The following is a 12,569-nucleotide window of genomic DNA, read 5'->3' as shown; positions in this document are numbered from 1 at the left end:
GAGGTACTGCCACCGCAGTGGAAGTACCAGCAACCGCAGTAGAAGTCCGACAACGGCGGTTGCGGTACCGCGGTTACTGTCCCAACCTGGCGGCTTTCGCCATCACCTGTATCTGGCGCATGAGCGAGTCGGCTTTAACGGTGTCACCGCGTGCTGCCACGCCGTAGGCCAGAAACTGCGCCGTTTGCATGTAGGCCGCCGGAATGCTCACCGACGCATCGTCAAGCCAGCGGCCCTGCCGCAGCAGCGCGCCGGGGGCTTGATAGCGGTTCCACAGTTCGCGCGTCCGTGCGACATCGATGTAGCCACCCGGAAAGCGTACATATGCTGGATTGTCCCTGGCCTTGCTGTCCAGCAGCTTCTGCGTGAGTCCCTGCGTGACCACATAATCGCCCAGTCCCAGCGCTTGCGCGTACGGACCAATGGAGAAGTGAATCGGGCGCGCCGGGAACACGTCACGGATGAACTGCAGGACCATCAACTGGTCGCGCGTGATGTAACCGGCTGGAATGGTGGCGTGGATACCACCTTGTTGAAACGACGCGGCCTGGCTGAGCTGCACATATGGCGGCAGCGAGTCGGCTTGTGCCGGCGTGAGCGCAATGACGGGTCCCGTCGGCGTCGTACCGGCCAGCGCCGCGTATGAGGCGATCCCCGTGCCGTCGTACGTCGACACGCGCTCGCGAATGAGCTGGTGCGCATACCACGGCATATTGAGATACGGAATGAGCGCAATGGTCACGTCCCGTCGGACACCCTCCACTTGCTGCGCGTACCACACCGGAAACGAATCGTTGTCGCCGGCGGTGATGAGAATGCCATAGGGTTCAACCGATTGCAGGAGATCGCGCGCCCAATCCGCCGTAAACGTCTGTCCCTTGCGTGAGGCGTCGCGGAGGTTGGTGACCAGCGGGATCAGTGCCAACAGCATCACCGGTGACGCCAGTTGCCAGGCGCGCGCGCCGGCCTGACCCGCGCGTTGCGCCATCCACTGCCACACGGCACCCAGCCCGAGGCCGGCCCACAGCCCCCAGGTGGCAAAGCTCCACAAGTAGAAATAGTCGCGGTCACGCACCTCGCGTGGCACGCTGTCTCCCAACTCGAGCGCCTGCGAGTGACCGTACTTGAAGTTGAGATAGACGATGAGCAGGGGTGTGAGTGTGAGGATCAGCGGGGCCACATAGGCGAATGACGCCTTGTCGCGACGGTAGTGCACGCCGCCGCCCAGCAGACCGAGACCCAGGAAGAGCACGGCCAGCACAAACTGTGCGGCCGGATGTTCCGTCCAGGCGTCGCGCATCCACTGCCACTTGAAGTACAGCCACCACATGCCGATTTGCGCGCCCAGCGGCGCCTGGCGTTCCGCGACCGCATGCCCACCGTACTGCTCGCGCTGAATGATGCCTGATACGCGCGTGTAGGTCTCGCGACTGAGGGTGCATCCCACCTGCGGCCCGTTCAGGCACGCCGTCGCCTCGCCTTCGTTGATGCCCGGAAAATGCGCGGCGCGAATGGGCACAAACGCGAACGGTGTGAGTCCGATAAACAGCACCGCCGCCGCCGCGAGTACGAGCTTCCATCGCAAGACCGTGGCGGGTCGACGCAACAGCACAAACAGCGCGAAGGCCGGCACCGGAAGAAAGCCGGCCGGATGATTGGCGTAGCCCAGGCCACAGAGATAGGCGACCAGCAGCAGGAACCCGTCGGCCCGTCGCGATTGCGCCGGTGCATCGTGCCATCGCAGCGCCGCCCACGACGACGCGGCGAGCCCCAGCATGGCCAGCGTGTACACCTTTTCGTTCACGACGCTCTGGTTCCACACCGTGAAGGCCGTCGCGCCGATCCACGCGCAGGCCACCGCAATCACGACGCGCGGCGTGCGGGATAGCGACCATCCCGCCAGTGAACGATGGGCCACCAGAAACCAGAGCGCCGCCGAAATGGCACTGGTTGTGGCGGCAAGCAGGTTCACGCGAGCGGCATAGCCGACTGGGATTGGCAGCGCGGCAAAGGCGTGCGCGACCATCACGAATACCGGATTGCCCGGCGGATGGGGCACACCCAGTGTCTTCGCGGCCGCGATGTATTCGCTGGTGTCCCACATGGCCGTCGAAGGCGCCAGTGTCAGGACATACAACGTGAACACGACAAATCCCACCAGCGCCGCAATGGCGTACGGCGGTGCGTCCGGATCGTTCGGCACTTGCCTTCCCGCGCCGGTGTTGGCGAATACAATCAACGCCAACGGCAGGCACACCAGATAGCCAAGGACGAGTAGCCCGGCGGCCCCCGTGGTGCCGCCCATCCAGAGGCTGGTGTAGCCGGCGATGAGGCACAGCGCGGCGACACCGCCGACGGCCGACACACCGCCGGGAATGCGGAAGAACTGCGACATGACGTGATGGGATCAAGGCGATCAGGAGCCTCAGCACGACGCGGCCAAGGAGGGTCTGCCCACGAACGCTGTAGAATAACCGGCGCGGCACCGGGCACGCCCAGTAACTCGAACTATTCGTCCGGCGTCACAGTCGGGTTGGCGGGTCGGGGCGCTTCCGGTCGGCCGCGTCCGCTTGCGCGCCCGCCCGGAGTGTCTGAATGTTCAGTTGCCGTTGATCATTCGCAGCAATGCAATCACCAATCCTGCCGGAGATTCTCAATGTCAGTCGCCAAAGTCACTGAAATCACTTCCACCTCGAAGAAGTCGTTTGAAGATGCGATCGAGAAGGGTATCGCACGGGCGCACAAGACGCTGCGCAACGTCAAGGGCGCATGGGTGGCGAGTCAAAAAGTCGAATGCGAGGATGGGGTGATCACTTCGTATCGCGTCGACATGAAGGTCACGTTTGTGCTGTCCGACTGACCGTTCAGGTCATGACGCGGTTCGCGCGTTCATGATCGCATTCAGGACACCACCGAACCAGCGAGCATATTGCCCACCCAGCTTCTCAGTTGCGCCGTGTCGAACGGCTTCCACAGGACCTGTGGTTTGACGTCGTCAAGGAATCGCTGGGCCCGATCGGTGGTCACACCGCCGCACATGAACAGGAAACGCTCGGCGAGATCGGGCTGTCGCTGGATGGATTGCTCATAGACGTCAACACCGGTGAGCTCCGGCATGGTGATGTCACACAAGACCAGATCGTACGCGGCGTTCGCGGCCAGCATCGCGAGCGCCGCGCGTCCGGAGTGAACCACGTCGGCATCCCACCCCGCGAGCGCACGCCGGGCCATCTCCGCCAGTACGGGTTCGTCATCGACAATGAGGATGCGCGCTGAGGACGGAGCCACCAGCGGGTCTGCTCCGCGGCGATCGTCGTCGCGTGCGGGCACCGTGGCGCGTGGTAATTCCACCCGGAACGTCGACCCGCGCTGCATGGCGCTGCGTACCGTGAGACGTCCGCCCAGATCGCCAACGATGCGATGCGAGATGGCAAGCCCCAGGCCCGTTCCGTGACCCTGCAACTTGGTCGTGAAGAAGGGGTCAAAGACGCGTTCCACATCGCCCGGTGCGATGCCGACGCCGGTATCCTGGACCTCGATCCAGATGGCGCTTCCCGCTTCTCCGGTCGTCACGCGAATTTCGTTGGCGTCGCAGTTGCCCTCGGGAATCGCCTGCGCGGCGTTGGCGAGCAGATTCACCATCACCTGGACCAGCTGCACACGATCGGCCATGACCGTGTGTGCGGCGCTGTACCCGCGCACGAGGCGCGCACTGCGCCGCAATTCGTGCGCCGTGATGGCGATGGCCTGCTCGAGCACCTCGTGGACATCCATGGGTTCGATATGGCGCGCATCGACGCGTGAAATCGCGCCCAGTGACCGAACGATGGCCGCGACGCGGGCGACCCCTTCGCGCGCCTGATCGAGTGCCGGCTGCAGGGACGCGATGTCGACGGCTGACGCGCCGCCACGCAGGCGCTCCAGGCTGTGCGTGAGGTCGCTCAGGCTGCCCATCACGTAGGTCAACGGGTTGTTGATCTCGTGGGCCACACCGGCGGCCAGGGTACCAAGTGAAATCAGCCGATCGGAGATGGCCAGTTGACGTTCTTCCGCCCGGCGGCGGGTGACGTCACGCACGATGACCAGCACTTCGCTCCGAGCGGCAATCGGCACAAAGCGCAGCTCGAACGTCCGATGTGACCCGTCGTCGTACGTCACCTCCGTTTCCAACTGGCGCACCTCGCGATCGGCAATCGACTCGCGTACGGTCTCCAATCCGCGCGTGACCAGTTCCTCGGTGACGCCGGGCAACCGGCCGATCAGCTCCCGCACCTGTCGACCACGCACATGCTGGAGCGTGCCGGCCCGCCGCATGATCGTGCCACCTTGCGAGTCGAGCAGCACGCCCTGTGCGCTGATGCGCACGATGAGATCGGGAAGCGTGGCGACCAGCGCGGCCATGGTGTCTTCGCTGTCACGGAGCTTCGCCTCGATCTGCTGCCGCTCGGTCAGATCCAGCGCCAGCAGCCCGTTCGCCGCTTCTCCCTCGAACATCACATCGCGCACACCCAGCGCTGCCGCGTGCAACTCCACGCCACCGTTGAACCGCATGCGCAACTCCTCAAGACGCCCCAGGTCGCGCGGGTCGTCAAGCACCATCGCCCGAAAGCGCGCCCGATCGTCGTCAACCACCAACGCGTCGAGCGACTGGCCGATCAGCTCGCCCGACGAGACTCCCAGGCTGCGCGCCAACGCCGGATTGGCGTATACGATTCGGCCGTTTCGCTGGATGGCGATGAGGACGGGCAACGCATCCAGGACGGAGCGAAAGGAACGCTCGCTGGTGCGCAGGGACTCGTGGGTGGCGAGCAACTGCTGTTGCTGAAACGTCAGCTCCGCCTCAATCTCCGACGAGGTGGTGGAAGCCCGCAGCAAACGGCTGATGCGTGATGTCAGCGAGCGATTGGCCGGCGGCGTCACGACGAATACCGACCGGCGATCGGTCATGCTTGTGGTCTGCACGATCGCGTCGGGCAACTTCACAAAACGAGGCGCCGCGCGAATGCCACCTTCGAACATCAGCATGAACGACAGACATCCCTCATGTCCCTCGCGCAATTCAATGCGGAGCTCGATTCGGCCGTCCGGCAGTTCTCCGTATATGAAACGATGCGAGCGATAGATGGACGGGCAGAGCCAGCGGAAAGCGATGCGATAGATGTCTTTGGGCGAGGAAAACAGTGTCATCGCCGGACCAAAGAACCCCGCAATCGTCGGATTGACCGCGAAGCCTCCCGAATCCCGGATGCGTTCCGTGCTGCCCAATTGCCGGGCCGAGCGTTCGCAGAGTTGACGCCAGAGATTCCACGCGACGCGGTTGCTGGGGTTTTCGAGATACGCGCGCGACAGCGGGAAGCCGTCCAATAGTGTGTCGATATCGATCCACCCGGCTTTTTCGGCGGCGTGGAAATACGTGAAGACACGACATGAGACGTCACTCATAGAGCTGATCCTCAGGCGCCGTCGTCGGGGCCCGTGGGGGTAAGGGGTGGCGGGTTACAGTCCACTCGGACGGGCGCTCCCGCAAGTGGGCCTTCGGTTTTCTCGTGACCGACACCCGTGCCGGTCGCGACCGCTGTCACGATCGCGGCGCCTGACGCGCACTTCACGGTGCACGGTCGTAGCGAAAGTCGCAGTGCGAGGCGCCGCCCATGATGGTCTGGGTGCGCGTCAGATGCACGGACGGCGCGTACCCTTCGATGAAGACCCGATCACGATTGCACGAGAGCAGATGGCCAATCGCCCCAAGGCCCATCTCCCGATACAGTTCCGCGTACCGGCAGCGCGTCACGTTGTAGTGGTAGCGATCCTCATCCTCAACAAGGATGTCGACCTCAAGCGCTCGATCCTTCGTCCAGAGCGGCTGAAGGGCGACAAATGAACTCAGCGTTGCGCCCGAAGGCTCCTGCGAGGCCATTGCCCGGGCAGTCGCCCTGGCGGCATCCGCGACCGCTTCACCGATGATGTCGGCGGCGCGTTCCTGCCCGAATTCCCGGACGAGAACGTCGTAAATGGGTTTGATCATTTCGGCCTCGATCCGGCGGCGCGCCAGAATCCCGATCTGGTTCACCGACGGTACATCCACACGGTCCGAGGGTTCTGGTGACACGGAGCCCGAGCGCTTTTTGGGGAGGAGGAGGAGGAGGAGGAGGAAATCAAGTCGGCCTTCCCGACTAGTATGTCTGGTGACATGGTGCGTGGCCTCGCGGCGACGCGCTGGCACCAGCAGCACAATCCGTACCATGGAGGCGTGGATGAAAGGCGGAAAGGGAGGACAGGGGCGCAAACGCTCCAATGTTCGTGTGGCCGGCAAGGGCAAGGTGCGAGGCGGAGGTAAGAAGCACACGGCACACCGCGATCACGGTGCTACGATGAAGAAGGAAGCCAAGACCACGACGCGGCTCGGCGCCAATCGCGTCCCGGATGACGCCTGAGCCGACGGCATATCGGCGTGGGCTGGTTGCGTCTGGCACCGTGGCGCTGGACGTTTAAGACCGCGACCGCTCGCCCGCCGTTCCATGCTCCGCCTCGCCCCCGGAACAGATAGGGAGGACGCACCTGGTGGCCCTGATATCCGATACGCTCGCCGCGACGGTGGCGCGGCATGGTGACCGTCCTGCCATGCACTCGAAACATGGTGGACGGTGGCACACCATCACGTGGCGTGAAGCGCACACCCTCACGCGTCGCGTGGCGGCTGGCTTCCTACAGCTGGGTCTCCAGCCCGGCGATGGCGTGTCCATCCTGAGTGCCAATCGCGCTGAATGGCTGTTGTCCGATCTCGGAGCCATTCTCGCCGGTGGCATCCCGGTCGGCATCTACGCGACCAACAGTGCCGAGCAGTGCCAGTACATCATCGATCATGCGGAATGCACGATCGCGGTAGTGGAGGATGCCGCGCAGTTGGCGAAGGTCCTCTCGGTGCGACGGACACTTCCGCGGCTCAAGGCCATCGTGCTGATGACCGGTACCAGCGCGGAGCGGGATGTATTCTCGTGGGACGCGATGCTGGCGCTGGCCCCACGTACGTCCCAAGCCGATCTCGACGCGCGCATCGCCGCCCAACGACCGGACCACGTCTGCACGCTGATCTATACCTCCGGCACCACGGGCAATCCCAAGGCCGTTATGTGCACGCATGACAACATCACGTGGACCGCGTGGACCATGGGACAATCGGTGAACATGGACAGCACCGATTGCACGCTGAGTTACCTGCCCTACTCGCATATCGCCGAGCAGGAAGCGTTTTATGCGTTGATGACGGCTGGTGCCAGCACGTGGTTCGCTGAGAGCATGGACCGACTCGGAGACAACCTGCGCGAGGTGCGGCCCACGCTCTTCTTCGCCGTGCCGCGCGTGTGGGAGAAGATCGAGGAACGCATGACCACCGCGGGCGCAGCGTTGCCACCACTGCAGCGCCGCATCGGCGCGTGGGCGCGTCGCATCGGCCTCTCCACGGGTGCCGCGGACGAAGCGGGACGTCCCCGGCCGTGGCTTTTTCCGCTGGCCAACGCGCTGCTGTTCTCCAAGGTTCGCCGTCGACTGGGATTCGACCGCACCCGTGCGTTCTTCAGTACCGCGGCGCCGATTGCCCGCAGCACGCTGGAGTATTTCCGAAGCGTGGGGATTCCGATTGGCGAGGTGTACGGCATGAGCGAATGCAGCGGTCCAACCACCATCTCGACACCCGGGCGCTCGCGCATGGGCACCGTCGGCATCGCCATGACCGGCAGCGAACTCAGGATTGCCGAAGACGGTGAGATCTGCATGCGGGGCCGCCACGTGTTCAAAGGGTACTTCAAGAACCCGGACGCGTCAGCCGAAATGGTGGATGCCGACGGCTGGCTCAAATCCGGTGACGTGGGATCGCTCGACGCCGATGGGTACCTCACCATCACCGATCGCAAGAAAGACTTGCTGATCACGGCCGGTGGCGAAAACGTCGCGCCACAGATGATCGAAGCGCACCTGAAGAGCGTACCGGTCGTGAGCCAGGCGGTGGTGATTGGTGATCGCCGCAAGTATCTCGTGGCACTCCTGACGCTTGATCCTGAAAAGATCGCGACCACGGCCGTCGAAGCCGGGAGTGACGCGCGGGACGTGGTGGCAGCCGCCACCTGCTCCGCCTACACGGCGTGGATGCAGCGTCGGGTGGACGACGTCAACCGCGGGTTGGCGCGAGTGCAGACCATCAAGCGATTCACCATCGTGCCGAACGAGTTCACGGTCGACGGGGGTGAACTCACGCCGACCATGAAGGTGCGTCGCAAAGTCATCAACCAGCGATACGCGGACCTGATCGAAGCGATGTATCAGGAGTGACGCGCTGGCGCGTCGGGCGCAGCGTGGCGGGAATGAGGTGTCGGTCGTTCACCAGATAGGCCACGTCGAGGGCATCACGTGGCACGAGCACCCGCGCCCGCCACTCATGCGGCGCGCCAGCGCTGAGCGGTGTGGCGTTTCGCTGCCATTTGTTGAAATCCCCCAATATCGCGACGGCGTGCACCGACGATCCGCGAATGACGAATTCCACGATGCGCAACGTGTCCAGCCAGCGGATTGTGCCGCTGGCCGAGGGCAACGTGTGCACGGGAACCACCGTGTCGCCGAGGACGCGGGTGACGGTCACGATATCGGACAGAGCGCTGGCGCCGCCGTCCGCGCGAAGCAGCAGGCTCAGCGCCAGCACGGCGCTGGTGATCGCCCCACTGATCGGCGAGAGCAGTCCGCGTCGTAGCCAGCGAGACGGACGCATCGGTGCCGAACGCCGACGCGGAGCGGGCAGCGCGCGTACGGCCTCCATGATGCGCGCCCGGGAACGGGGGTGACTCTCGACCGGCTCTCGCAGCGTTTCGCCCACCCAGTCGGGGAGCGCGGATTCAAACGGATCGCGGGTGGCGCTCATGTGGGGTTCATCGGTGAAGGTGCTCGGCGAGCAACGTGCGCATCCGGATGCAGGCGCGCTGGACCCGCATTTTGAGGGCCGATATCCCAACCCCGGTGAGGATGGAGATTTCTTCGTAGCTCAGTTCCTCGGCGAAGCGAAGGACCAGCGCTTCGCGCTGAGCCGGGCCAAGTTGCGCGAGCGCGTGGGCGAGTTCAGCCCGGCGCTCTCCCACATCCGGTTCGGCGTTCGTCGCAATCTCGCCCTCATGTCGTTCGGCATCGAACGGCGTGTACCGCGCGTCGCGCGTCGCGCGTGAGCGACATTGATTCACCACGATACGAAGGAACCACGCACCGAAGCGGTCCTGCTCCCGGTAACTGCCAAGGTGCCGATAGGCGCGGACGAAGGCATCCTGCACGGCATCGTCGGCGTCGTCGGCGTCACCCAGAAGATGGGTCGCGACTCGAAGACAGCGGGCATGGTGCCGGTCCACCAGACGGGCAAAGGCGTCCACGTCGCCCAAGCGAACCGCGCGGACGATCTGGGCGTCTGAGGGCGTATTGGCGGCGGTTTCCGGCAAAGGCATGCCCAGTAACCCAGGTGGCAGAGGGTTGGTCACATTGCCCGCGCAATTGTGATGTCTCATCTTATCGTGCGCGCGCCGTACGTGTTCCCTCCAACCCCATTTCGATGCGTCTCGCACTGTCAGTCCTCGCGCTTGCCGTCAGCGCCTCCAGTGTTGCCGCGCAGCAGGCCTCACTGGTGTACCGGCTGGGCAAGGACACCCTCGCCATCGAGCAATACACGCGCACCCCGACCTCGTTGACCGGCGAAATGGTACAGCGATCGGGCGCCGCGGTGGTGCGCGTCCAATACAGCCTGATGCTGGGCAAGGACGGCCGACCCACGGGCGCGAGCATCAAGCGACTGCAGGCTGATGGATCGCTCGCACCCAACACGCCCACCGAAACGCGATTCACCGTGCGTGCCGACTCCGTCGTGCGCGAGGTGGTGTTTGCCGACAGCACCCAGCGTCGCGCGTTCGCGGCCAAGCAGGCGCTGATCAATTTCCCGGTGTTTGTGTTTGGACCGACCGAACTGCTGGCGGGCATCAGGAAGGCCGGCGGCGCCGTGGATTCCATTCCCGCGCTCGGCGCAGCCGGCAATATGGGCTTCACGGGTTTTGCGTTGACCGGTGGTGACACCGTGCGGTTGCGCGGCGGCCCGTACGCGATGGCGCTGCGATTCGATGCCAACAATCGCTTGATGTCGCTGGACGGATCGCTCACGACCAACAAGGCCATGGCCACGCGCGGCAACGGCGGTCTGGATCTCGCCGCGATTGCGAAGGCGATGAAGCCGACCGGCGTCCTGTCCGTGCGGGAAGATGCGCGTGCCGCATTCGGGCCCGGCGGCATGGTGGTGATCGACTATGGTCGTCCGCTGGTGCGCGAGCGCACGGTGTGGGGCGGGATGCTGGTGCCGTTCGATTCCGTGTGGCGCGCCGGGGCCAACGATGCGACGCATCTGTTCACCACGCGCGTGTTGGTGCTGGGGGCGCCCGCGTCCGGAGAAATCACCGTCCCGCCCGGCATGTACACGCTGTGGGTCCAGCATACCAGATCGGGCACCTTCCTGATCGTCAACAAGCAAACGGGCCAGTGGGGCACGCAGTACGATGCCTCGCAGGATCTGGGTCGTGTGCCGATGGCCATGTCTCCTGTGCCCAATCATGTGGAGGAGTTCACGATTGTGGTGCGTGCGATCGGTGCCAATCGCGGCGCGATCGAGATGTCGTGGAGGCCAACCCAGATGTCGGTGCCATTTTCCGTGACGGTCGCACGATAGGTCATCGCCCGACCGTATCCACACATTCACCCACCAGAGGCATTGCTGATGACCATCGCTGGCCAATCGCGGTTGAAGGCACTGACAGTCGGTGTCGCGCTGATGTTTCCCGTCATCGGATCCGCGCAGCAGCCAGCGACCACAAAACCGGCTGATCCGAACGCCAGTGTCACCGCCATGCGCGACAACTGGAAGCAGACCATCGCCTACATCACCACAGCGGCCGAGGAACTGTCCGAGGCCGACTACGCGTATCGGCCGGTGGCCACGGTGCGCACGTTTGGCGAACTCTTTGGCCACGTGGCGGGCACGCAGAACCTGATCTGTGCCGCCGTGCTGGGTGACCCGCAACCGCCCGAAGACGCCGTGGAGAAGGCGGCGAAAACCAAGGCCGCCCTGGTGAAAGCGCTCAAGGAATCGACCGCCTACTGTGCCAGGGCCTATGCGATTCCGGCCACGAGTGGCGGCGCGCCCATTCAGCTGTTCGGCGACAATTCCACACGTTTTGGTGCGTTGGCGCTCAACGTGATGCACGACGGCGAGCATTATGGCAACATCGTCACCTACATGCGCATGAAGGGACTGGTGCCGCCGTCCAGTCGGCGCTGAATCGCGCCGCAGTCGCCCCGGGACGCCATCGTCACGGCCCGGGCCCGGCATCGCACCTTTTGATGCGAGATGTGTGCGCCGGATCACAGCCCCGTGACCATCCCCCGAGGCCACCCGTCACTACCGCATGGGAATACAGTATCCCGAACGAAACCCGTGATTCGTATTACATACGATGCGGGCAATACCGTATAAGTTCGGTGTACCGAGGACGCGGGTGCAGACGGGATCGGCGGCCGCCGATCCGGACGGTGCGAGAGCGCACGACGATTGGCAGGTCAGGTATAGACGATGACGGCTCCCAGCCACACGCTGTCGACGACGGCAGCACGAAAGGTCCCCGCCGAACGGCGGGCCACGGCGCGCGCCGGTCGCTGGGATGGAGTACCCGTCACGCTGCTGCTGTCGGTGCTGACGATGGTGAATCTCGCCGGCGCCTCGTACTACCTCGCGCCGAGCACCGCCCGTCCTCGCCATCCGTTTCACGCGTTCCTCAAGCCCTCGGGAGCGGTCGGGCAAACCGCCGGCATTCTCGCGTTCCTGATCTTCGTCTTTCTCTGGTTGTATCCGTTGCGCAAGAAGTATCGCGCGCTGGCGTTTACCGGAGCGATTGGTCGCTGGCTTGATGTACACGTCACGATGGCGCTCGGCCTGCCGCTGTTGCTGACTATTCATGCGGCCTGGCGTGCCGATGGTGTGATCGGGCTGGGCTTCATTGCCATGCTGGTGGTGTGTGCCAGTGGCGTGGTGGGACGCTACCTGTACGTGCGCATTCCGCGCGCGCGCAGTGGTGTCGAGTTGACGCGCGAAGAAGTGACCGGCGAACGGGACTCGCTGCTGCAGGCCATTGCCGCCGCGCTGGGTGAGCCGGTGGATGTCGTTATGCGGGCCATCACGCCGGAAGAACGGGCACCCGCGACGACGGTCATGGGCGTGCTCGAGCGTCTGCTGCTGGACGACGTGCGTCGCTTCAATCGCGTGCGGACGCTTTCGAACGAGTGGGCATCGCGTCCCGGGGTTGATCGGAAGGCCATCAAGCGTGTCGCCAAGCTGGCCTCGCGGGAGATTGCGCTGGTCGATCAGTCGCGCATGTTGGAGGCCACGCAGCGCGTGTTCCGATTCTGGCACATCGCCCACATGCCCTTCGCGCTGACCGCGCTGCTGGCTGTCACGATTCATGTGGCGGTGGTGGTGGTGATGGGCGCGACCTGGTTCTACTAGG

At 64.4% G+C, this 12,569-nt stretch carries 11 protein-coding genes; 6 read left to right on the top strand and 5 right to left on the bottom strand.

The window, feature by feature from the left end:
• Positions 1 to 73: 73 nt before the first annotated feature.
• Positions 74 to 2,395, bottom strand: a complete 2,322-nt coding sequence (locus IPP90_09500) for a DUF2723 domain-containing protein (GenBank protein MBL0170951.1) — start codon at positions 2,393 to 2,395, stop codon at positions 74 to 76.
• A 261-nt stretch (positions 2,396 to 2,656) separates the two neighbouring features.
• On the opposite strand from IPP90_09500, the gene IPP90_09495 reads away from it, so the two are divergent.
• On the top strand, positions 2,657 to 2,860 hold the full coding sequence (locus tag IPP90_09495) for a dodecin domain-containing protein (GenBank protein MBL0170950.1): 204 nt from the start codon (positions 2,657 to 2,659) through the stop codon (positions 2,858 to 2,860).
• A 41-nt stretch (positions 2,861 to 2,901) separates the two neighbouring features.
• On the opposite strand, the gene IPP90_09490 is transcribed toward IPP90_09495, so the two are convergent.
• Both IPP90_09490 and IPP90_09485 read right to left on the bottom strand, forming a co-directional pair.
• Positions 2,902 to 5,442 (bottom strand): PAS domain S-box protein, encoded by a 2,541-nt coding sequence (locus IPP90_09490; protein ID MBL0170949.1) that lies wholly within the window; start codon positions 5,440 to 5,442, stop codon positions 2,902 to 2,904.
• A gap of 163 nt (positions 5,443 to 5,605) precedes the next feature.
• Positions 5,606 to 6,244 (bottom strand): L-2-amino-thiazoline-4-carboxylic acid hydrolase, encoded by a 639-nt coding sequence (locus tag IPP90_09485; protein ID MBL0170948.1) that lies wholly within the window; start codon positions 6,242 to 6,244, stop codon positions 5,606 to 5,608.
• 10 nt (positions 6,245 to 6,254) lie between these two features.
• On the opposite strand from IPP90_09485, the gene IPP90_09480 reads away from it, so the two are divergent.
• The gene (locus IPP90_09480) at positions 6,255 to 6,434 is read left to right on the top strand and encodes a hypothetical protein (protein MBL0170947.1); all 180 of its coding nucleotides are present in this window, start codon (positions 6,255 to 6,257) and stop codon (positions 6,432 to 6,434) included.
• Between the two features lie 127 nt (positions 6,435 to 6,561).
• On the top strand, positions 6,562 to 8,325 hold the full coding sequence (locus IPP90_09475; protein ID MBL0170946.1) for an AMP-binding protein: 1,764 nt from the start codon (positions 6,562 to 6,564) through the stop codon (positions 8,323 to 8,325).
• Here the strand turns inward: IPP90_09475 and IPP90_09470 are convergent.
• Together IPP90_09470 and IPP90_09465 are read right to left on the bottom strand one after the other, a co-directional pair.
• Positions 8,279 to 8,908, bottom strand: a complete 630-nt coding sequence (locus tag IPP90_09470) for a hypothetical protein (protein ID MBL0170945.1) — start codon at positions 8,906 to 8,908, stop codon at positions 8,279 to 8,281. The genes IPP90_09475 and IPP90_09470 overlap by 47 nt on opposite strands.
• A 7-nt stretch (positions 8,909 to 8,915) precedes the next feature.
• On the bottom strand, positions 8,916 to 9,476 hold the full coding sequence (locus IPP90_09465) for an RNA polymerase sigma factor (GenBank protein ID MBL0170944.1): 561 nt from the start codon (positions 9,474 to 9,476) through the stop codon (positions 8,916 to 8,918).
• A gap of 104 nt (positions 9,477 to 9,580) precedes the next feature.
• On the opposite strand from IPP90_09465, the gene IPP90_09460 reads away from it, so the two are divergent.
• The 3 genes from IPP90_09460 to IPP90_09450 all read left to right on the top strand — a co-directional run bounded on the left by IPP90_09460 (position 9,581) and on the right by IPP90_09450 (position 12,568).
• The gene (locus IPP90_09460; GenBank protein ID MBL0170943.1) at positions 9,581 to 10,738 is read left to right on the top strand and encodes a DUF2911 domain-containing protein; all 1,158 of its coding nucleotides are present in this window, start codon (positions 9,581 to 9,583) and stop codon (positions 10,736 to 10,738) included.
• 48 nt (positions 10,739 to 10,786) lie between these two features.
• A complete protein-coding gene (locus IPP90_09455; GenBank protein ID MBL0170942.1) occupies positions 10,787 to 11,347 on the top strand; it encodes a DinB family protein in 561 nt (186 codons plus the stop codon).
• 291 nt (positions 11,348 to 11,638) lie between these two features.
• A complete protein-coding gene (locus IPP90_09450; GenBank protein MBL0170941.1) occupies positions 11,639 to 12,568 on the top strand; it encodes a hypothetical protein in 930 nt (309 codons plus the stop codon).
• Position 12,569: the final 1 nt, after the last annotated feature.

Source organism: Gemmatimonadaceae bacterium, from assembly GCA_016720905.1.
GTDB lineage: Bacteria > Gemmatimonadota > Gemmatimonadetes > Gemmatimonadales > Gemmatimonadaceae > Gemmatimonas.
The sequence above is the reverse complement of the archived record's forward strand: the minus strand, read 5'-3'. Positions and strand labels throughout refer to the sequence as shown.

Excerpts from the sequence above, each read along its gene's own strand:
- IPP90_09485 (MBL0170948.1), bottom strand. The coding sequence starts at position 6,244 with ATGGTACGGATTGTGCTGCTGGTGCCAGCGCGTCGCCGCGAGGCCACG.
- IPP90_09495 (MBL0170950.1), top strand. The coding sequence starts at position 2,657 with ATGTCAGTCGCCAAAGTCACTGAAATCACTTCCACCTCGAAGAAGTCG.
- IPP90_09490 (MBL0170949.1), bottom strand. The coding sequence starts at position 5,442 with ATGAGTGACGTCTCATGTCGTGTCTTCACGTATTTCCACGCCGCCGAA.
- IPP90_09460 (MBL0170943.1), top strand. The coding sequence starts at position 9,581 with ATGCGTCTCGCACTGTCAGTCCTCGCGCTTGCCGTCAGCGCCTCCAGT.
- IPP90_09450 (MBL0170941.1), top strand. The coding sequence starts at position 11,639 with ATGACGGCTCCCAGCCACACGCTGTCGACGACGGCAGCACGAAAGGTC.
- IPP90_09480 (MBL0170947.1), top strand. The coding sequence starts at position 6,255 with ATGAAAGGCGGAAAGGGAGGACAGGGGCGCAAACGCTCCAATGTTCGT.
- IPP90_09455 (MBL0170942.1), top strand. The coding sequence starts at position 10,787 with ATGACCATCGCTGGCCAATCGCGGTTGAAGGCACTGACAGTCGGTGTC.
- IPP90_09465 (MBL0170944.1), bottom strand. The coding sequence starts at position 9,476 with ATGCCTTTGCCGGAAACCGCCGCCAATACGCCCTCAGACGCCCAGATC.
- IPP90_09470 (MBL0170945.1), bottom strand. The coding sequence starts at position 8,908 with ATGAGCGCCACCCGCGATCCGTTTGAATCCGCGCTCCCCGACTGGGTG.
- IPP90_09500 (MBL0170951.1), bottom strand. The coding sequence starts at position 2,395 with ATGTCGCAGTTCTTCCGCATTCCCGGCGGTGTGTCGGCCGTCGGCGGT.